The 1,243-nt window shown below is 69.2% G+C and carries 1 protein-coding gene; it reads right to left on the minus strand.

The annotated features are described in order from the left end of the window. Window positions 1-1,243: DUF885 domain-containing protein (locus ELR45_RS19710; RefSeq protein WP_205856901.1), on the minus strand; the 1,243-nt coding region annotated here is incomplete at both ends.

A 1,243-nucleotide genomic window follows, 5' to 3' on the forward strand; every position in this document is an offset into this window, starting at 1 on the left:
GCGGGTGTGCTTGCAGAGGAACTCGTACGCCGCCTCCCCGGTCCACGGCCCGGCCGGCAGCCCGTCGCGCCGCACCACCTCTTCTGGGATGTCGAGCTGAAGGTGGACGCCGATGTCGATGACGACGCGAGCTGCCCGCAGCGCTTGCCCGTCGAGCATGCCCAGGCGATCGGCCGGGTCGTCGAGATAGCCCAGCTCGGCCATCAGCCGCTCCGCATACAGTGCCCAGCCCTCGCCGTGGCCGGAGATCCAGCAGAACAGTCGCTGCCAGCGGTTGAGTTGTTCCTTCAGGTACGCGACCTGGGCGACCTGGAGGTGGTGGCCGGGCACGCCCTCGTGGAAGACGGTGGTGGTCTCTCTCCAGGTGGAGAAGGTTTCGATACCCTCCGGCACCGACCACCACATCCGCCCGGGGCGGGAGAAGTCCTCGCTCGGCCCCGTGTAGTACATGACCCCGTCCTTGGTCGGGGCGATGCGGCACTCCAGCGTCTGGATCGGCTCCGGAATGTCGAAGTGCGTGCCGTTGAGCTCCGCCAACGTCTTGTCGGACAGCTCCTGCATCCACGACCGGAACGCCTCGCCACCGGTGATGTTGCGGGCCGGGTCGGCATCGAGCGCGGCGACGGCGTCGTCCACCGTACCGCCGGGGACGATCTGTCCCGCGACCTCGGCCATCTCGGCTTCGATCCGGTAGAGCTCGGCCAGCCCCCACGCGTAGGTCTCATCGAGGTCGACCTCAGCACCGAGGAAGAAGCGGCTGGCGATGCGGTAGGCATCCCGGCCGGCGTGGTCGTGCGGGCGGGCGCGGCCATCGACCTCGTCGGCGAGATAGCGAGCGAAATCGGTGTAGGCCGCGGCTGCATCGGCAGCGAGCCGGTCGAACTCTGGCTTGCGGGCTTCCGGCGCCGGGCTGATGAGGTCTTCGAAGAGCTTGTCCGTGGCGACCTGGTTGGCCTGCTCGATCACCGCCTGTACTTGGCGACGCGCCGGCGGCATCCCGGCCGCGATGTCGGCCTCGATGGTCTGGCGGTAGCGGTCCAGGTTCGTCCGGACGTCACGGAGGCGGCTCGCGATGGCCTCCCATTGTTCGTCCGTCTCGGTGGGCATGAGGTCGAAGACCTCGCGGACGCCGTGCATCGGGCTGGCGATGTTGCTCAGCGCCCGGTCCAGGCCGGCGTCGTACATCTCGACGGTCAGCCCCAGCCGCTCGCGTAGCGCCTCACCGGCCACCCGCTCGCGCTCG

The organism is Phytoactinopolyspora endophytica (genome assembly GCF_004138495.1).
GTDB lineage: Bacteria > Actinomycetota > Actinomycetes > Jiangellales > Jiangellaceae > Phytoactinopolyspora > Phytoactinopolyspora endophytica.